Source organism: Mycobacterium sp. PO1 (assembly GCF_017312405.1).
Classification (GTDB): Bacteria; Actinomycetota; Actinomycetes; order Mycobacteriales; family Mycobacteriaceae; genus Mycobacterium.
The window spans coordinates 1-17,789 of sequence record NZ_BLTG01000039.1 but is presented as its reverse complement, the minus strand read 5'-3'; the positions used below and the strand labels follow the sequence as shown (position 1 = coordinate 17,789).

Annotated in this window: 20 protein-coding genes; 11 read left to right on the top strand and 9 right to left on the bottom strand. The window is 67.8% G+C overall.

Annotated elements, in window-relative coordinates; all coding sequences use genetic code 11:
• Nucleotides 1-2: 2 nt before the first annotated feature.
• Nucleotides 3-890 (bottom strand): inositol monophosphatase family protein, encoded by an 888-nt coding sequence (locus J3476_RS14850; protein WP_207067196.1) that lies wholly within the window; start codon nt 888-890, stop codon nt 3-5.
• 110 nt (nt 891-1,000) lie between these two features.
• Between J3476_RS14850 and ppgK the strand changes: the two genes are divergently transcribed.
• Both ppgK and J3476_RS14840 read left to right on the top strand, forming a co-directional pair.
• Nucleotides 1,001-1,792 (top strand): polyphosphate--glucose phosphotransferase, encoded by a 792-nt coding sequence (gene ppgK, locus J3476_RS14845; protein ID WP_207067195.1) that lies wholly within the window; start codon nt 1,001-1,003, stop codon nt 1,790-1,792.
• Between the two features lie 206 nt (nt 1,793-1,998).
• On the top strand, nt 1,999-3,492 hold the full coding sequence (locus J3476_RS14840) for an RNA polymerase sigma factor (protein ID WP_207067194.1): 1,494 nt from the start codon (nt 1,999-2,001) through the stop codon (nt 3,490-3,492).
• Between the two features lie 188 nt (nt 3,493-3,680).
• On the opposite strand, the gene J3476_RS14835 is transcribed toward J3476_RS14840, so the two are convergent.
• The 3 genes from J3476_RS14835 to J3476_RS14825 form a co-directional block, all read right to left on the bottom strand.
• Nucleotides 3,681-5,264, bottom strand: coding sequence for a hypothetical protein (locus J3476_RS14835; protein ID WP_207067193.1), 1,584 nt, complete (start codon nt 5,262-5,264; stop codon nt 3,681-3,683).
• Nucleotides 5,265-5,480: 216 nt separating this feature from the next.
• Complete coding sequence (locus J3476_RS14830) at nt 5,481-6,263, bottom strand: hypothetical protein (protein ID WP_207067192.1); 783 nt, start codon at nt 6,261-6,263, stop codon at nt 5,481-5,483.
• A 107-nt stretch (nt 6,264-6,370) separates the two neighbouring features.
• A complete protein-coding gene (locus J3476_RS14825; protein WP_286188522.1) occupies nt 6,371-6,745 on the bottom strand; it encodes a DUF952 domain-containing protein in 375 nt (124 codons plus the stop codon).
• A 138-nt stretch (nt 6,746-6,883) separates the two neighbouring features.
• On the opposite strand from J3476_RS14825, the gene J3476_RS14820 reads away from it, so the two are divergent.
• Nucleotides 6,884-7,075 carry a hypothetical protein gene (locus J3476_RS14820; RefSeq protein WP_152516826.1) on the top strand — a complete coding sequence of 64 codons (192 nt, stop codon included), beginning with the start codon at nt 6,884-6,886 and terminating at the stop codon, nt 7,073-7,075.
• 28 nt (nt 7,076-7,103) lie between these two features.
• Nucleotides 7,104-8,150, top strand: a complete 1,047-nt coding sequence (locus J3476_RS14815; RefSeq protein ID WP_207067191.1) for a YihY/virulence factor BrkB family protein — start codon at nt 7,104-7,106, stop codon at nt 8,148-8,150.
• Here J3476_RS14815 and J3476_RS14810 read toward each other — a convergent pair.
• The gene (locus tag J3476_RS14810; RefSeq protein WP_152516824.1) at nt 8,140-8,376 is read right to left on the bottom strand and encodes a DUF3039 domain-containing protein; all 237 of its coding nucleotides are present in this window, start codon (nt 8,374-8,376) and stop codon (nt 8,140-8,142) included. The genes J3476_RS14815 and J3476_RS14810 overlap by 11 nt on opposite strands.
• A gap of 59 nt (nt 8,377-8,435) precedes the next feature.
• Between J3476_RS14810 and J3476_RS14805 the strand changes: the two genes are divergently transcribed.
• Both J3476_RS14805 and sigB read left to right on the top strand, forming a co-directional pair.
• The gene (locus J3476_RS14805; protein ID WP_207067190.1) at nt 8,436-8,855 is read left to right on the top strand and encodes a DUF3099 domain-containing protein; all 420 of its coding nucleotides are present in this window, start codon (nt 8,436-8,438) and stop codon (nt 8,853-8,855) included.
• A 147-nt stretch (nt 8,856-9,002) separates the two neighbouring features.
• Complete coding sequence (gene sigB, locus J3476_RS14800; protein WP_152516822.1) at nt 9,003-9,962, top strand: sigma-70 family RNA polymerase sigma factor SigB; 960 nt, start codon at nt 9,003-9,005, stop codon at nt 9,960-9,962.
• 5 nt (nt 9,963-9,967) lie between these two features.
• On the opposite strand, the gene J3476_RS14795 is transcribed toward sigB, so the two are convergent.
• Complete coding sequence (locus J3476_RS14795) at nt 9,968-10,132, bottom strand: hypothetical protein (RefSeq protein WP_207067189.1); 165 nt, start codon at nt 10,130-10,132, stop codon at nt 9,968-9,970.
• A 17-nt stretch (nt 10,133-10,149) separates the two neighbouring features.
• Between J3476_RS14795 and J3476_RS14790 the strand changes: the two genes are divergently transcribed.
• Nucleotides 10,150-10,842, top strand: coding sequence for a metal-dependent transcriptional regulator (locus J3476_RS14790; protein WP_152516821.1), 693 nt, complete (start codon nt 10,150-10,152; stop codon nt 10,840-10,842).
• A gap of 13 nt (nt 10,843-10,855) precedes the next feature.
• Here J3476_RS14790 and J3476_RS14785 read toward each other — a convergent pair whose 3' ends face one another.
• Nucleotides 10,856-11,893, bottom strand: a complete 1,038-nt coding sequence (locus J3476_RS14785; RefSeq protein ID WP_207067188.1) for a DUF4192 domain-containing protein — start codon at nt 11,891-11,893, stop codon at nt 10,856-10,858.
• 182 nt (nt 11,894-12,075) lie between these two features.
• Between J3476_RS14785 and sthA the strand changes: the two genes are divergently transcribed.
• From sthA to J3476_RS14765, 4 genes are all read left to right on the top strand, one after another.
• Nucleotides 12,076-13,482, top strand: coding sequence for a Si-specific NAD(P)(+) transhydrogenase (gene sthA, locus J3476_RS14780; protein WP_207067229.1), 1,407 nt, complete (start codon nt 12,076-12,078; stop codon nt 13,480-13,482).
• Nucleotides 13,483-13,668: 186 nt separating this feature from the next.
• Entirely contained in the window at nt 13,669-14,670 is a 1,002-nt protein-coding gene (locus J3476_RS14775; protein ID WP_163674462.1) for a proteasome assembly chaperone family protein, read from the top strand.
• 82 nt (nt 14,671-14,752) lie between these two features.
• Nucleotides 14,753-15,775, top strand: coding sequence for an alpha/beta fold hydrolase (locus J3476_RS14770; protein WP_207067187.1), 1,023 nt, complete (start codon nt 14,753-14,755; stop codon nt 15,773-15,775).
• Nucleotides 15,776-15,811: 36 nt separating this feature from the next.
• Nucleotides 15,812-16,498, top strand: coding sequence for a PhzF family phenazine biosynthesis protein (locus J3476_RS14765; protein WP_207067186.1), 687 nt, complete (start codon nt 15,812-15,814; stop codon nt 16,496-16,498).
• A 19-nt stretch (nt 16,499-16,517) separates the two neighbouring features.
• On the opposite strand, the gene nrdR is transcribed toward J3476_RS14765, so the two are convergent.
• A complete protein-coding gene (nrdR, locus tag J3476_RS14760) occupies nt 16,518-16,982 on the bottom strand; it encodes a transcriptional regulator NrdR (RefSeq protein WP_152516815.1) in 465 nt (154 codons plus the stop codon).
• 163 nt (nt 16,983-17,145) lie between these two features.
• Entirely contained in the window at nt 17,146-17,658 is a 513-nt protein-coding gene (locus J3476_RS14755; protein WP_207067185.1) for a LysM peptidoglycan-binding domain-containing protein, read from the bottom strand.
• Nucleotides 17,659-17,789: the final 131 nt, after the last annotated feature.

The following is a 17,789-nucleotide window of genomic DNA, read 5'->3' as shown; positions in this document are numbered from 1 at the left end:
GCTCAGCCGGCGACTACTCCGCAGCGTTCCAGCGCGCCCTCGAACGCCGCACCGAGTCCCGGGGCGGCGGCGACGACGAAACCGGCACCGTCCGGCGTGGTGGCCGTCCGCACGTGTGCGCCGGCCTCCGCAGCGATCAGCGCCGCGGCCGCCCAGTCCCACACGTGCACCCCCTCCTCGAAGTAGGCATCGAGGCGTCCCGCGGCCACCATGCACAGGTCCAGCGCGCAGGACCCGATGCGCCGAAGGTCCCGGACGTCGGGAAGAAGCTCGGCCACGACCCGGCCCTGCCGCATCCTGCGGTCACGGTCGTAGGCGAAGCCGGTACCCACCAGCGCCATCGACAGCTCGGCGGCCGCGCTGCACTGCAGCGCCGTCACGGCACCGTCGCGCACCACCCGCGCGCCGCCGCCCGTGGCCGCGGAGTAGACCGCCCCGGCGGCCACGTCGGCCACCGCACCGGCCACCGAGACTCCGTCGCGCTGCACCCCGACCGACACCGCGTAGGCCTCGATGCCGTACATGAAGTTCACGGTGCCGTCGATGGGGTCCAGCACCCAGGTGAGCCGACCAGCGCCTGCCGGGTCGCTCCCGGGGCCGGGCCCGCCTTCTTCCTCACCCAGGATCGCCTCTCCCGGACGCAGCTCGGCGAGCCGGTCCCGCAGCAATCGCTCGGTTTCGGTGTCGACGACGGTGACGGGGTCGGTGGGGGTGCTCTTGGCGCGCACCGCATCCTGCTGCCGGGCCGAGGAAGCCCCGGACCCGAAGACCTCGCTGCGGCGCCGGCGGACGTAGGCCGCCGCCTCGCCGGCGAGCTGCTCGGCCACTGATCTCAGCGTGGCGGGATCGTCGGGCCCGAGGTGCGTCGTCACGAAGCCATCGCAACACATCGGCCGACAGGACGGGAGACAGGCACCACCGCGCCACATGGCCACGTGCGAGCCGTTAATGTGTCAAGCGCCCCGGCTGCCCAGCAGCCCATCTGCGCAGAGGAGCTCGCATGACCGGCACCGAGTCCCCGGCCACCGGATCCCCCCGCCGCGGATTCGGGATCGACGTCGGCGGCAGCGGCGTCAAGGGCGGCATCGTCGACCTGGACTCCGGACAGTTGATCGGCGACCGGTTCAAGCTGGCGACACCCCAGCCCGCCACGCCCGACGCCGTCGCGAAAACGATCGCCGAGGTGGTCGCCCACTTCGGCTGGGACGGACCGCTCGGGGTGACGTATCCCGGCGTCGTCGCCGACGGCATCGTGTGGACGGCCGCCAACGTCGACAAGGGCTGGATCGGCCTCAACGCCAAAGAGGTCATCGGCGCCGCGTTGGACGGGCAGCAGGTCACCGTTCTCAACGACGCTGACGCCGCGGGACTCGCCGAGGAGAAGTTCGGTGCCGGCCGCGACAACACCGGCGTGATCGTGTTGCTGACGTTCGGCACGGGAATCGGATCGGCGGTGATCCACAACGGTGTGCTGCTGCCGAACACCGAGTTCGGCCACCTCGAGGTCGGCGGCAAGGAAGCCGAGCACCGCGCCGCCAGCTCGGTCAAGGAACGCAAGGACTGGAGCTACGAGCGCTGGACCGAGGAGGTCACGAAAGTGCTGGTGGCCATCGAGAATGCGATCTGGCCGGATCTGTTCATCGCCGGCGGCGGCATCAGCCGCAAGGCCGACAAATGGGTGCCGTTGCTGAAGAACCGCACCCCCGTGGTGGCCGCGGCGCTGCAGAACACCGCCGGCATCGTCGGAGCTGCGATGGCCGCCGACGTCGACGTCACCGCTACCGGACGGTAACCCCTGGTTTCCGGGCAAGCAGACGCGTCAAATTTGCCGCTGGGCGCGGCGAGGGCACACACAGTCGTTACAATGGTCGTCGGCGGCCGCCCACCCCGAGAGCGGCAAAGCATCCCGAGTTGAGATCGACGCCGACATCGACATAGCCGACACTCTTCGGTCGCGCCCCTGCGTGCGCCGAGAACCTCACGACCGAAAGGCTGTACGTGGCAGCGACAAAGGCGAGCACGGCCACCGACGAGCCGGTGAAGCGCACCGCCACCAAGACCACCGCCAAGAAGGCATCCCCCACCAAGTCGGCGAACGGGTCGGCACCGGCGAAGAAGGCGGCCAAGCGCGCCCCCGCAAAGAAAGCCGCAGCGAAGGGTGACACGCCGGCAGGCCGGGGCAAGAAGGCCACGGCCGCCGAGGGCGGTGTCGTCGACGACGAGCTGACCGGCTCGGAGGTCGACAGCGACGACGATCTCGACGCTGAGCCCGGCGAGGAACTGGAAGTCGACGAGGACCTCGACCTCGACGACATCGAGGTCGACGAGGACTCCGACGATTCGGACGACTCCGACGACGGTGAGGACTCCGACGACGGCGACGACGACACCGCCGAGGGTGTCACCGAGCCCGCGAAGAAAGCCGCGGCCAAGGTAGCGAAGCCCGATGAAGCCGCCGAGGACGACGAGATCGCCGAGCCCTCCGAGAAGGACAAGGCTTCCGGTGACTTCGTCTGGGACGAAGAGGAATCCGAGGCGCTGCGCCAGGCGCGCAAGGACGCCGAGCTGACTGCCTCGGCAGATTCCGTGCGTGCCTACCTCAAGCAGATCGGCAAGGTGGCGCTGCTCAACGCCGAGGAAGAGGTGGAGCTCGCCAAGCGCATCGAGGCCGGCCTGTACGCCACCCAGTTGATGGCCGAGCTCACCGACAAGGGTGAGAAGCTGCCGGCTGCCCAGCGCCGCGACATGATGTGGATCTGCCGTGACGGCGACCGGGCGAAGAACCACCTGCTCGAGGCCAACCTGCGGCTCGTGGTGTCGCTGGCCAAGCGCTACACCGGTCGCGGCATGGCGTTCCTGGATCTGATCCAGGAGGGCAACCTGGGTCTGATCCGCGCTGTCGAGAAGTTCGACTACACCAAGGGCTACAAGTTCTCGACGTATGCGACCTGGTGGATCCGTCAGGCGATCACCCGCGCGATGGCCGACCAGGCCCGCACCATCCGCATCCCCGTGCACATGGTGGAGGTCATCAACAAGCTGGGCCGAATCCAGCGCGAGTTGCTCCAGGACCTGGGCCGCGAGCCCACTCCGGAGGAACTGGCCAAGGAGATGGACATCACGCCGGAGAAGGTGCTGGAGATCCAGCAGTACGCGCGTGAGCCGATCTCGCTGGACCAGACCATCGGCGACGAAGGCGATTCGCAACTCGGTGACTTCATCGAGGACAGCGAAGCCGTCGTGGCCGTCGACGCGGTGTCCTTCACGCTGCTGCAGGATCAGCTGCAGTCAGTGCTGGAGACGCTGTCGGAGCGCGAAGCCGGCGTGGTGCGCCTGCGGTTCGGCCTGACCGACGGCCAGCCCCGCACCCTCGACGAGATCGGTCAGGTCTACGGCGTGACGCGGGAACGGATCCGCCAGATCGAATCGAAGACCATGTCGAAGTTGCGGCACCCGAGCCGTTCCCAGGTCCTGCGCGACTACCTGGACTAGAAGGGCGCGCCAGCGGAGCTGGAAGGTCGGCGCCCTTCGGGCTCGAAGTGCGCCGACCGCTGGGCCGACAGGCACCTCCCTACGCGCCGCGGCATGTCGGTGCTGCCTGCCGGCTCGCACGCCGATCGGTCGGGTCGCTTGCCGCGCCGATCCGCTCAGTGCCGGGTGCGCTTGCCGCGCCGATCCGCTCAGTCCTGGGAGTCACCGCCGGGCGCGCCCGCTCCGCCGGCGCCACCCACACCACCGGAGCCGCCCTTGCTGCCCGCGCCGGCGCTGCCCGACGATCCTGCGGACCCGGCCGAGCCGGTCACGCCGTCGCCCGACGCCCCGCCGACCCCGCCGTGGCCGCCTGCGCCGCCGGCCCCACCGCGTCCGGTCTCACCGGAGGCACCGTCGCGGCCTGCCGCTCCGGTCTCCGAACCACCGAGGCCGCCTTTTCCGCCGACACCGCCGGGGCCACCGTCCCCGCCGACGCCACCCGCGCCGCCCGATCCGCCGTCACCACCGTCGCCGCCGGTGACCGAACGGGTGTCGGCATCCGAGACGTCAGCACCACCGGATCCACCGGAGCCACCGTCACCGCCCACGGCGCCCCCACCGCCGGTACCGCCTGCGCCACCGACTCCACCCGAGCCGCCATCACCGCTGCGCGCGCCACCTCGACCGCCGTCACCGCCGTTGCCGCCGCCCATACCGATCGCACCGGCCGCTCCGGTGCCACCGGACCCACCGGTACCACCCGGTCCACCGAATGCCACCGTGCTGGACCCGACGTTCACCGCGCCGCCGGCCCCGCCGTCTCCGCCGCGAGCCCCGGTGCCACCGTCGCCGCCATCACCGCCGGCCCCTCCGAACACCGCGGTCGCCGGCGAAACACCTTGCGCAAGGCCGGCATTGCCGCCATCGCCGCCGACTCCTCCGCCGGCGCCGGTTCCACCCGCGCCGCCGGATCCGCTCAGGTTGAACGTGTGGGGTGCGCTGAACCATGCCGTGGTGCCCTGGCCCTGGCCGCCGGCGCCACCGGACTGGTTCGAGCCGACGGCGCCGCCGGCGCCCTGTCCGCCGTCACGGCCGAGCAAGGTGCCGTCCTGCACGGTGTTCGAATACGGCAGGCCAGTGGAGCCAAGGTAGTTCGGATTGCCGCTGCGGGCCTGTCCGGCGGCTGCCGGATTCATCCCGTCGAGCCCGGAACCACCCGCGCCTCCATTGCCTCCGTCACCGCCGTCGCCGTACAGCAGGCCGGCCGCGCCACCGGCTCCACCGTCGCCGCCCCGGATTCCCAGCGCGCCGTCGGCGCCGTGGCCGCCGTCACCACCGTCGCCGACCAGAGCCAGGAGTCCGGCGCTTCCGCCGTCTCCGCCGTTCTGGCCGGGTAACACGCCGTCTCCCCCGCGCCCGCCATTACCGCCAAAGAGTCCGCCGTTGCCACCTTTGCCACCGCGTGCGCCATTTCCGCCGTCGCCCCACAGCAGACCGCCCGCTCGGCCGTTGCACGCCACCCCCGCGCAGTCCTCAGCGGCGTCTTCGCCGTTGCCGATCAGCCAACCGCCCGGACCGATCATGGGCCGGGCGGCCGCCGAGTCGGCGGGGGTGAGGCGAGGGGCCTCGAGACGCTCCGAGCGGTGCGAACCTGCGCGGCCGAACCACCAAAGTTCTTCATCGACAGGAGAATTCGGGATCACCACGGAATCGAAGGAGGCGAGCGCGACCGCCCGTTCCACCGGGGTCGCCGCATTGGTGTGCGCGCCGACCAGCAAACCGAAAGCGAGCATCGTCGCACCCCCGCCACCGACGGCGGCCGGCGTTGCCCGGCGGCGTCCCGGACGGCCGTTACCGCCCGCCTGACCGATGTTGCCCTGTCGATGAACCATGCGCAGGCCCCCGTCTGCTTGGGTACATGAATTAGCTGGAATCTAACATGGCAAATCAGCACAACAGTCAATAGGTAGACGGTGAGTTGTGGTGGCGGGTGGCCTGGGCCGGCGCCGTCAGCGTTTGCGCTCGCGCACCTTGTACGTCGACGGCCAGGATTCGCGGGTCTCGTCACCGACCAGCGGAACGCCCTTGCCGCCGATCCGGATGTCGTAGGCCTCCTTACCGGCGCCCACCTCGCGGTTGGCGTGTTCGGTCGCCAGATACATCAACTGGTCGATCTCGGCTTCGGCGAAGGCCACGAAGGTGGTCTTGCGGACGATCTCCTCGTCCGGCGGCACCATCCGGTCCGGCAGTAGCCGGGTCAGCAGTGCTGCGAGCCCCAGCAGGGTGAACGGCACCACCCAGTAGCAGACGAACGACAGAGGAGTGCGGGTATCGAGGATGGTGGCGTCGCCCTGGATCAGCGGCGGAACCGCCGAGGAGGCCGTCATGCCACCGAAAGCGGCGATCCAGATCCAGGTCAGCACCGCAGTGATCCGTTCGAAGGGCTCGCTCTCGATGACCTCCTTCGGCTGTCCCACTTCGGCGAATTCCCGCACGAACGGACGACCGATGAGTGCGCTGACCAACGCGACCAGGAAGATTCCGGCGTTGCTCAGGGGTTGCATCCAGCGCTCCAGGAAAGCCTGGTCGAGCGTGAACGTCAGCCCCGCCAAGATCACGAACGTCACCACGGCGCCGACCTCGAGCGTGCGCCCCGGGGAATTGCTGACGCGGGCCACGACGAACGCCGCGATCGCCACCCCGAGCGCCACGAGCACGGCCGTGGCGAACGGCACGTTGCCGACGAGCACCCAGTACACGATCCACGGCGCAAATCCGAACAAGATCCCCACGGGCGGTCAGTGTATTGAGTCGTCGGCGCACGCGGCGATCCCTCGGCACTCGCGCAGTGCCGCCGAGGACACGATCGTCGATGCCTCGCGCGGTTCCCGACGGCGAGCTAGCCGTGGGTCGCGCGCGTCGCGGGGAAGCTCCCGTCGGCGTCCGGCAGGTAAGGAGTGACGCTTATCACAGCCGCGACGGGCAGTGCGCCGTACAAATGCGGGAACACCATCTCTCCAGGGTCGCCCGGCACACCGGGTTCCCACCGGACCGGAGAGGAGAGGCGTGCGGCATCGATGCGAAGCAGCATCAGATCCGTGCGACCGGAGTACAACCGGTTGGCCGGAAGGTGAACCTGCTCGGGCGTGGACAGATGAACAAACCCGACGGCGTCCAGCGAGTCGGGCCGGAGTTCTCCCGAGTGCTCGGCACTCCGCCAGTCGCCACGGGTGCACAAATGGACGAGGACGCCGACGTCAGGAACCACATCCAAGGCAATACCGCCCGCGACACACTGTCGCAACACAGAGACCGGTGAGACACGACACACCCGTAAACCCCCGGGGAACAAGGCCGGAACCGCAAGCGTCTGACAGAGTGGAAGCACGTAGCTACCCCCAATGGAGGTGCCATGACCGCAACGATCACCAGTCCCGAACTCACCAAGGCTGACCGCTGCGATCGGTGTGGCGCCGCAGCCCGAGTGCGGGCGAAGCTCCCTTCGGGGGCCGAACTGCTGTTCTGCCAGCACCACGCCAACGAACACGAGGCGAAGCTGGTCGAACTGGCAGCCGTGCTCGAGGTGAGCCCGCTGGAGCCCTAACGGGCCCATCAGTAATGCTGGACTGGTCATGAGTGACCAGTCGACGCGGCAGCGACCTTCGCGCCACCACATCCGGCACATCACCCGCCGAACGCTCGTCAAAAGCTGGGATGACTCGATCTTCTCGGAGTCGGCTCAGGCAGCGTTCTGGTGCGCGTTGTCGCTGCCGCCGCTGCTGTTGGGCATGCTGGGCAGCCTCGCCTACATCGCCCCGCTGTTCGGACCCGACACCTTGCCGGTGATCCAGGATCAGCTGATCAACACGGCCAGCCGGTTCTTCTCTCCCAACGTCACCAGCGAGATCATCGAGCCGACGGTGCGAGACATCGTCGCCGGGGCCCGTGGTGAGGTGGTCTCGTTGGGGTTCGTCATCTCGCTGTGGGCCGGCTCGTCCGCGATCTCGGCCTTCGTCGACTCGATCACCGAGGCCCATGACCAGACGCCGCTGCGCCACCCTGTCCGGCAGCGCTTCTACGCCCTCGGCCTGTACGTGATCATGCTGGTCGGGGTGATTGTCACAGCGCCGTTCATTGCGCTGGGCCCCCGCAAGATCGCCGAGTACATCCCCGACAGCTGGGACCACTTCCTGCGGTTCGGCTACTACCCGGTGCTGATCCTGACGTTCATCGTGGCGGTGAACGTGCTCTACCGCGTGTCGCTGCCGCGACCGCTGCCCTCGCACCGCCTGCTGTACGGATCGGTCCTGGCCACCGTGGTGTTCCTGCTGGCCACGGTGGGTCTGCGCATCTACCTGACCTGGATCACCAGCACCGGTTACACGTACGGAGCGCTGGCCACCCCCATCGCGTTCCTGTTGTTCGCGTTCTTCCTCGGCTTCGCGATCATGATCGGCGCCGAACTGAACGCGGCCATCGAGGAGGAATTCCCCGCTCCGCACACGCACGCCAAACGTGTGCGCCGCTGGATGGCCACCAAGGCCGACACCCTGACCGCGGCGCGGCGCCCCGCGCCGGTGCCCGCGGACGCGTTCCTGCCCGACGACACCGCCGGCGCGCTCACCGACGAACTCGGTCAGGGATCCGGCGCCGTCACCAAGCGGGACGCTACTTCTTGAGCTGCTCGTAGATCTTCTTGCAGTCAGGACATACCGGCGAGCCCGGCTTGGCCGACTTGGTCACCGGGAACACCTCGCCGCACAGGGCGACGACATGTGTGCCCATGACGGCACTTTCGGCGATCTTGTCCTTCTTGACGTAGTGGAAGAACTTCGGAGCGTCGTCGTCTGTCCCGTCGTCGACGCGTTCGTCGGTGTCGGTGCGCTCGATCGTCTGGGTCTGCATGCGCCCATTCTGCCTCGCCATGGAACGGTAAGAAATGCGACCGGCACACCGGGACCGATATGTGGAACAGTGGAGGCATGAAACACGGCCAAGAGCTGGGTTTCGATGACGATGGTCGTCCTGTTCTGATCACTCAGGCCGCCCCCGCCTACGAGGACCAGCACCGCCAGCGGGTACGCAAGTACCTCACGCTGATGTCCTTCCGAATTCCTGCGCTCATCCTTGCCGCTGTGGCCTACAGCGTCTGGCACAACGGGCTCATCTCGCTGGCCATCATCGTCGCCTCGATTCCCCTGCCGTGGATGGCAGTGTTGATCGCCAACGACCGGCCGCCCCGCCGCGCCGAGGAGCCGCGCCGCTACGACTCGCGCCGGCGCATCCCGCTGTTTCCCACTGCGGAGCGCCCGGCGATCGGCGGTGTGACCCCGGTGGCGCCGCAACATGGCTCCGACGGGTCCGACGGCGACGTTCCCCGCTGAGTCGGTTCTGGCGCGTTTCTCAGCGAATTTTCAGGTCGGCCTCCAATAACCGCAGATCAGAAGGTGTGAACCGGGCGAGGGGCGGGAACTCTTTGCCGGCATAGGGCGTTGTAGCTCATGAAAGTTCCACCCGATCAGGAGGCCGTTATGGCAAATGCCACCACCAGCCGCGTTGACCAGGATCTCGACGCCCAGAGCCCTGCCGCCGACCTCGTTCGGGTGTACTTGAACGGCATCGGCAAGACGGCACTGCTCAATGCGGCCGATGAGGTCGAACTGGCCAAGCGCATCGAAGCCGGTCTCTACGCACAGCATCTGCTCGACACCCGGAAACGGTTGGGTGAGAACCGCAAACGCGATCTCGCTGCAGTGGTGCGTGACGGTCAGGCGGCCCGGCGTCACCTGCTCGAGGCCAACCTGCGTCTGGTGGTGTCGCTGGCCAAGCGCTACACGGGTCGCGGGATGCCGCTGCTCGACCTGATCCAGGAGGGCAATCTCGGACTGATCCGCGCCATGGAGAAGTTCGACTACACCAAGGGATTCAAGTTCTCGACCTATGCCACGTGGTGGATCCGCCAGGCGATCACCCGCGGAATGGCCGATCAGAGCCGCACCATCCGGCTACCGGTTCATCTCGTCGAGCAGGTGAACAAGCTGGCCCGGATCAAGCGCGAGATGCATCAGCAGCTTGGTCGCGAAGCCAGCGACGAGGAGCTCGCGGCCGAGTCCGGCATCCCGGTGGAGAAGATCACCGACCTGCTCGAGCACAGCCGTGACCCGGTCAGCCTGGACATGCCTGTCGGCAGCGACGAGGAAGCGCCGCTGGGCGACTTCATCGAAGACTCCGAGGCGATGTCGGCCGAGAACGCGGTGATCTCCGAGCTCCTGCACACCGATATCCGCTACGTGCTGGCCACACTCGACGAACGCGAGCAGCAGGTGATCCGGCTGCGCTTCGGCCTCGACGACGGCCAGCCCCGCACCCTGGATCAAATCGGCAAGCTGTTCGGCCTGTCTCGGGAACGGGTCCGTCAGATCGAGCGCGAGGTGATGGCCAAGCTGCGGCACGGCGACCGTGCCGACCGGCTGCGTTCCTACGCGAGCTGATCGACTCAGCCCTCGGGCGAGTTGATCGGGCTGCGCCGATGGGCCGGCCAGGCCGGAACCGACAGAAGGCCCGCCGCACCGCGGCGGGCCTTCTGCGCGTCGACGACGCAGGGCGGTGTCGCCGCAGGGAGCAGCGTTTGTCGGGGCGGCAGACCGGTAGACTCACGCACAGACGGAGGGTGTGCGCATGAACGACCTGATCGATACCACCGAGATGTACCTTCGGACCATTTACGACCTCGAGGAAGAGGGCGTCATCCCACTGCGGGCGCGTATCGCCGAGCGTCTGGAACAGAGCGGCCCCACCGTGAGCCAGACAGTGTCACGGATGGAGCGGGACGGCTTGCTCCACGTAGCCGGTGACCGTCACCTCGAGCTCACCGAGAAAGGCCGGTCGCTGGCCATCGCGGTGATGCGCAAACACCGCCTTGCCGAACGTCTTCTCGTCGATGTCATCGGTCTGCCGTGGGAGGAAGTGCACGCCGAGGCATGCCGGTGGGAGCACGTGATGAGCGAGGACGTCGAACGGCGACTCGTCCAGGTGCTCAACAACCCGACCACCTCACCGTTCGGCAATCCCATCCCAGGCCTGTCCGAGCTCGGCTTCGGTGGCGATCTGCTCAACGAGACCTCGACGCTGGTGCGTTTGACCGAACTGCCCGCCGGCATGCCGGTGGCCGTCGTCGTGCGCCAGCTGACCGAGCACGTGCAGGGCGACACCGATCTCATCGCCCGGCTCAAGGACGCCGGCGTGGTGCCCAACGCCCGCGTCACGGTCGAGCTGAACGACCACGGCGGCGTCATGATCGTCATCCCGGGCCACGAGCAGGTCGAACTCCCCCACGAGATGGCCCACGCGGTCAAGGTCGAGAAGGTCTGACACCGTCCCGGGTCTACCCCGCGCGGCGGCCGAACAGCCGGCGCGGCGGAAGCGGGATACCGAGTTCGGCGGCAATGCGGTAACCGGTGCGCGCGAGATCGCGAATCTCTTCCGGCCGCATCCCCGACCGCAGCGCCTGGTCGAGCATGCCTGCCATGTTGTGCCCCGGCTCGCAGCTCAATGCGGCGTCCAGGGCGATGCCCGCCAGGGGCCCGTCGCCGCGCGCATAGGCGGAGAAAGCCAGCAGCACAAGCGCTTCGGCGCGCCATGGGCCGGGTAGCCGTCGCGCGAGATCCGCCCACAGGGATTCAGCCGGTCCGGCACCGTCGCCCACCGCCAGGGCGTAGAGCGTGTCACGGACCTGCGGATGAGTCAGCGACGTCCCCAACCGGACCAGGTCGTCGTCACTCAACGCCGACCCGGCGGCGACCTGCGCCGCGCTCGCCAAGGCGAACTCGATGCGGCTTCCGATGTCGCAACGCTCGACGCCGTCAGCCTTGTCGAGCAGTCGCGCCAGCCCGGCTGCGCGGTCGGGCTCGGTGGGCGCGACGACAGCCACCAGGTCGGCGCGCCGTGCGTAGAGCCGTCGCCCGTCCAGCACTGCGGCCAGCGCCAGCGGCGATGCGGTCGGATCCGCCACCCGCCCGGAACGGCCGCAGCCGTCTGCGCAGTACCACCGGCCGCCGGCATCGACCACGTCCACGACGTGCGCGGCGATCAGTTCGACGTGCCTTTCGGCGAGTTCCTCGGTGAGCAGTTGGGTCCACTCCCGATAGTCCTCGGCGCACATCCGGCAGCCGGCACCCTCGCCGTCGACGATGATCGCGACCGCAACGTCGGGCTCGGCAACAGCTGCCACCTCGGCGAGCTCGAACAGTGGTCCGGTGTCACCGTCGGGTAGGTCGATGCGTAACACCGCGCCCATTTCGCCGTCGGCGGCGGTGACGAGTACCAGTGACTTCTCGGGCACGAAGCCCAACACCGCGGGCAGCGACGCGATCATGAGATCGGGATTGTCGAGGGGGCATCCGAAGCGTGATGTGGTGGCCATATGGCCAACCTGGCAACTGCTTCCGACGAACCGGCCGCGACAGCGACTCGCCGCGGCCGAACTGGGGATGAACACGCGATTGGGGATGAACCGCCGGCGCTGCCTGCGGGTGTTCACCAGTTGTTGACGTGCGCCGACATGCGAGGTGTCAGTAACCGGCGTAGACCTTACCCATGGCTTCGATGCTGGAGTACGACCTCGTCGTGATCGGTTCGGGACCGGGCGGACAGAAGGCCGCCATCGCCGCCGCCAAGCTCGGCAAGTCGGTGGCCGTGGTCGAACGCGGGCGGATGCTGGGCGGCGTCTGCGTCAACACCGGCACCATCCCGTCGAAGACTCTGCGCGAGGCCGTCGTCTACCTGACCGGGATGAACCAGCGTGAACTGTACGGCGCGAGCTACCGCGTCAAGGACAAGATCACCCCGGCGGACCTGCTGGCCCGCACCACGCACGTCATCGGCAAGGAAGTCGACGTCGTGCGCTCCCAGCTCATCCGCAACCGCATCGACCTGATCGAGGGGCACGGCCGGTTTCTGGACCCGCACACGGTGCTGGTCGAGGAACCTCACCGCGGGGAACGCACGACCGTCACAGCGCAGTACGTCGTCATCGCCACCGGCACCAAACCCGCCCGCCCGGCCGGGGTCGAGTTCGACGAGGAACGAGTCCTGGACTCCGACGGAATCCTCGATCTGAAGATCCTGCCGACCTCGATGGTGGTGGTCGGGGCCGGGGTGATCGGTATCGAGTACGCCTCTATGTTCGCGGCCCTGGGCACCAAGGTCACGGTGGTGGAGAAACGCACCAACATGCTCGAGTTCTGCGATCCCGAGATCATCGAGTCACTGAAATTCCACCTGCGCGACCTCGCGGTCACGTTCCGGTTCGGCGAAGAGGTCACCGCGGTCGACGTCGGGGCCGCGGGCACCGTCACGACGCTGGCCAGCGGCAAGCAGATCCCCGCCGAGACCGTGATGTACTCCGCGGGGCGGCAGGGCCAGACCGACCACCTCGATCTGCCCAACGCGGGCCTCGAGGCCGACAACCGGGGCCGGGTGTTCGTCGACGACAACTTCCAGACCAAGGTCGACCACATCTATGCCGTCGGCGACGTCATCGGGTTCCCAGCCCTGGCTGCCACGTCGATGGACCAGGGCAGGCTCGCGGCCTACCACGCATTCGGCGAACCCTGCAAAGGCATGACCGAGCTACAGCCCATCGGCATCTACTCGATCCCCGAAGTCTCCTACGTCGGCGCCACCGAGGTCGAATTGACCAACAGCGCCATCCCCTACGAGGTCGGGGTGTCGCGATACCGTGAGCTGGCTCGCGGCCAGATCGCCGGAGACTCCTACGGGATGCTCAAGCTGCTGGTCTCGACCGAAGACCTCCGCCTGCTCGGTGTCCACATCTTCGGTACCAGCGCCACCGAGATGGTGCACATCGGCCAGGCGGTCATGGGCTGCGGCGGAACCGTCGAGTATCTCGTCGACGCGGTGTTCAACTATCCGACGTTCTCCGAGGCCTACAAGGTCGCCGCGCTGGACGTGATGAACAAGCTGCGCGCGCTGCACCAATTCCGCAGCTGACCCGAACCCTCGCACCTAGGTAGCGCCTGCGGCAGGAATGTCACATCGGCGTGTGCACGTTCGAACAAACAGGTGACATGGCGGGTACCCCCGTGGCGTGACCCACGACGTGCGAGACACTGGAGGGGCACGGTCGACCACGACAGACCACTGTCGCGATGACGTCGCGACGAGGAGGCGAGAAAGATGGCTGACAACGCACAAGACCATGGCCAGGAACCGGGTCAGCAGTATCAACCCGAGCAGACCGGCATGTACGAGCTCGAATTCCCGGCCCCGCAGCTGTCCTCACCGGACGGTCGCGGACCGGTGCTGATCCATGCGCTCGAGGGGTTCTCCGACGCCGGCCATGCGATCCGGTTGTCCGCACAGCACCTCAAGGACACCCTGGACACCGAGCTGGTGGCCTCGTTCGCGATCGACGAGTTGCTCGACTACCGGTCCCGGCGCCCGCTGATGACGTTCAAGACCGACCACTTCACCGCCTACGAAGAGCCCGAGCTCAACCTGTATGCATTGCACGACCGGGTCGGTACACCGTTTCTGCTGCTGACCGGCATGGAGCCCGACCTGAAGTGGGAGCGCTTCATCACCGCCGTGCGGCTGCTGTCGGAGCGGCTCGGGGTGCGCCGGGTGATCGGGCTGGGTTCGATCCCCATGGCGGTGCCGCACACGCGTCCGATGACCTTGACCGCACACTCCAACGACAAAGAACTCATCGCCGACCATCAGCCGTGGGTGGGCGAGGTGCAGGTGCCCGGCAGCGCGTCGAACCTGCTCGAGTTCCGGATGGCCCAGCACGGCCACGAAGTGGTGGGATTCACCGTCCACGTTCCGCACTATCTGGCCCAGACCGATTTTCCTGCCGCCGCCGAGACGTTGCTGTCAGAGGTTGCTCGAAGTGCCTCTCTGCAGATCCCGACCGATGCGCTCACCCGTGCCGCCGCCGAGGTGTTCGACAAGATCAACGAGCAGGTGGCAGCCAGTTCCGAGGTCGCCCAAGTGGTGGAGGCCCTGGAGCGCCAGTACGATGCGTTCGTTGCCGCTCAGGAGAACCGGTCTCTGCTGGCGCGCGACGAGGAATTGCCAAGCGGTGAGGAGATCGGCGCCGAGTTCGAGCGTTTCCTCGCCCAGCAGGCCGACGAGAGGTACCGGAAGGACAAGGACGACCCCCGCGACAACAGTTAGCGGATCACTCCTCGGACTTCGTGCCGCACGCCGGTCCCGACGATGAAGTGGGCGACATGACCGTGACGATCGGGTGCCACCGATGACCGAGCGCAAGCCGAACCTGCGCTCGGTGCGCGAGCTCACGCCGACGCTGCAGTTCCGCACCATTCACGGTTATCGCCGGGCTTTTCGGGTGGCCGGCTCGGGTCCGGCGATCCTGCTCATCCACGGCATCGGCGACAACTCGACGACGTGGAGCACGGTGCAGACCAAGCTTGCTCAACGGTTCACCGTGATCGCCCCCGACCTCCTCGGCCACGGCAGGTCCGACAAACCACGCGCCGACTACTCCGTGGCTGCCTACGCCAACGGCATGCGCGATCTGCTCAGTGTGCTGGACGTCGACAGCGTGACCGTGGTGGGGCACTCGCTCGGTGGCGGCGTCGCCATGCAGTTCGCTTACCAGTTTCCGCAGCTGGTGAACCGGCTGATCCTGGTGGGTGCCGGCGGAGTCACCAAAGATGTCAACCTCGCGCTGCGCGTCGCAGCGATGCCGATGGGTAGCGAGGCCCTGGCGCTGCTGCGGTTGCCGCTGGTGCTTCCCGCGCTGCAGGCCGTCGGACGCTGCAGTGGCGCTCTGTTGGGCTCCACCCGCGCGGGCAGGGACATCCACGAGGCCCTGCGCATTCTCTCCGATCTGCCCGAGCCCACCGCCTCGTCGGCGTTCGCGCGCACCCTGCGCGCCGTGGTCGACTGGCGCGGTCAGGTCGTCACCATGCTCGACCGCTGCTATCTGACGCAATCGGTTCCCGTGCAACTGATCTGGGGTAGTCACGACTCGGTGATCCCGGTCAGTCACGCCGAGATGGCGCACGCGGCGATGCCGGGGTCGCAGCTGGAGATCTTCCAGGGCTCCGGCCATTTCCCGTTCCACGATGATCCAGACCGATTCGTCGAGGTGGTCGAACAGTTCATCGACAGCACCGATCCCGCCGTCTACGACCAGGACTACCTGCGCGAGTTGTTGCGCGCCGGCATCAGCGAGACATCGATCTCGGGTTCGGTGGGAACCCGTGTCGCCGTGCTCGACGCCATGGGTGCCGACGAACGCAGCGCAACCTGACGTTACGCCGTGGTGCGGCCACGTAGAGTCGGCACCATGGCGATCGACGTGACAGTGCTGCGCGTGTTCACCGACGAAGACGGCAGATACGGGAATCTCCTCGGCGTGATCGACGCCGCCAGCGTCGAGCCCGCCGACCGGCAGCGGCTGGCCACCGAGTTGGGTTACAGCGAAACCATTTTCGTGACCATGCCAGCGGCAGGAACGCACACCACCCAGGCGCACATCCACACTCCGACAACCGAGCTGCCGTTCGCCGGACACCCGACCGTCGGCGCGGCGTGGTGGCTCCACCAACGCGGTACGCCGGTCAAGACATTGCAGGTGCCCGCCGGAATCGTGCAGATCGGTTACGCAGGCGAACTCGCGTCGGTCAGCGCCCGCGCGGAGTGGGCTCCCGCGTTCTCCATCTACGACTTCGCCACCGCCGACGAACTGTCGGCCGCCGATCCCGAGGACTACAGCGACGACGCCGAGCATTATCTGTGGACCTGGATCGACCGGGAAGCCGGGTCGATCAGATCGAGGATGTTCGCGCCCCGCCTCGGCATCACCGAGGACGAGGCCACCGGCGCTGCCGCAGTCCGCATGACTGAATATCTGAGCCGAGATCTCACCATCGTCCAGGGTCGAGGATCGGTCATCAAAACCACATGGACCCCAGAGGGGTGGGTCAAGGTGGCCGGCCGCGTCGTCGAGGACCACGTCCGTCAGATCGACTGACGGGCCCACCACAGTTGGGTCAGCCCGGCGCCGGGACCTTCCGATGCGCCCGCAGCGCCTGGATCTCCCGCTCGAAGTCCTCAGCCGAGGAGAACGAGCGATACACCGATGCGAACCTCAGGTAGGCCACTTCGTCCAGATCGCGCAGCGGGCCGAGGATCGCCAGGCCGACCTCGTTGCTGGGGACCTCTGGCGAACCCGTCGCGCGCACCGCGTCCTCGACCTGCTGGGCCAACAGGTTCAGGGCGTCGTCGTCGACCTGGCGGCCCTGACAGGCGCGCCGCACACCTCTGATGACTTTCTCGCGGCTGAACGGCTCGGTGACACCACTGCGCTTGACGACGGCGAGAACCGCTGTTTCGACCGTCGTGAATCGCCGCCCGCACTCCGGGCACGCACGGCGTCGCCGGATCGCCTGGCCCTCGTCGGCCTCACGCGAGTCGACCACCCGCGAATCAGGATGACGACAGAACGGACAGTGCATCACCGCTCCTTCGCCACACCGACGGACAACCACTTCGGACCCCATCGAGACTACCTGCGCCCGAGTTGGTCGGCCCGCCACCGGACCGGCGGTCATGCAGCGAGTACGAGCCGGCAGCGGCGCGTCACGGCGGCGCCAGGTGCCAGTCATGGCGAGTTCCCCCTCAACCGACCGGGGCGATGAGGGTCTGACCGGCGTCGACGGCAACCGACTCCAGCTCGTTCAATTGCCGGATACGGTCGACGACCTCCGACACCGGGGCGTCCGGCGACACTCGCTGGGCGATCTGCTGCAACGACTCCCCCGCCTGCACCTGCACCACTGCCAGCCGGCTCGGCGGAGCCTCGGCGGTCTCGCCCACGACGCCCCCGGCCTGGGCGACCAGGCCGAGCCACAGTGTGATCGCGCCGGCGACGACCGCCAACAGCACCGTGGTGAAGGGCGTGATGGGCCGCGGCCGATGCGAGGCCCGCGACAGCAGCACTCCGGTGCCCCGGTACCGCATCGCCGACCCGGCGGGGCGGCGCGTACGGTGCGCGGAGACCGCGCGTCGGCGCGGACGGAACGCACCCGGCACTTCACGGGGCGTGGCATGGCCGGCCGGTCGCCACGTCGCCTCGTACGCGGGCCCGGCCTCCAGGCGGCTCCAGGTGTCGTACTCCGGGGTGATCGTCATCTTCACTGCCCTTCCCTCGCGGTTCGGATTCGCTCTTGTGTTCGAACGATAGTCGATCATGTGTTCGATGGATAGAACATGTGATCGAACTGTTGCGAACGCTAGGCCACCCCACCGACATTTAGCTTTGG